1 protein-coding gene is annotated in these 526 nt (G+C 51.9%); it reads right to left on the bottom strand.

Annotated features, from left to right (window positions below; translation table 11 throughout):
• Positions 1 to 14: 14 nt before the first annotated feature.
• Positions 15 to 344, bottom strand: a complete 330-nt coding sequence (locus EXE45_RS21415; RefSeq protein ID WP_137694916.1) for a helix-turn-helix transcriptional regulator — start codon at positions 342 to 344, stop codon at positions 15 to 17.
• Positions 345 to 526: the final 182 nt, after the last annotated feature.

The following is a 526-nucleotide window of genomic DNA, read 5'->3' as shown; positions in this document are numbered from 1 at the left end:
ACAGAATCGCGCATTCAGGTCGTGCCTCCATTCGAGGCCTCGCCGTTCGTCGGGTCCTGCGCTTCAACGGTCTCGCTGTCGTCGTCGATGTAAGTCCAATTCTCGGTGTCGAGCCGACCGTCGAGGTACGCCTCACCGTCGTCAGTAATGATGTAGACACCGTTTCCTAAGTGTTTAACAAGGCCATTTTCAGTCAATTTCTTACACCGACGGTGGACCTGCTGGCGAGAATATCGAATTGGACCTTCCCGCTTCATTTTCGCAGGTGATCCGGATTCGTGTTCAGATAGATACTCTAGAATACGGTCATCAACCGCAGTCATCCAATTTCCCGCATATCTCATATGTCTCTTTCTTGTATCAAGGTCTATATTACGGTCGTATATCTCACCAAAGCACCACCGTTACTTTGAAGTTACAAGGGTGTTTCTGAGCAACCACGGAGCCCGAGTGACGAACCCTCGGCTAGTGAGAGAATGTAGGAATCCCGGCTGCGGTGTTGGAGCACCCGGCCGGGTCGGGTTCT

Origin of the sequence: Halorubrum sp. SP9 (assembly GCF_005435015.1) — an archaeon.
Lineage (GTDB): Archaea > Halobacteriota > Halobacteria > Halobacteriales > Haloferacaceae > Halorubrum > Halorubrum sodomense.
Note: the sequence above shows the minus strand (reverse complement) of the source record. Positions and strands in the feature narration are given on the sequence as shown.

Coding starts and splice junctions, on each gene's coding strand:
- EXE45_RS21415 (WP_137694916.1), bottom strand. CDS start 344: ATGAGATATGCGGGAAATTGGATGACTGCGGTTGATGACCGTATTCTA.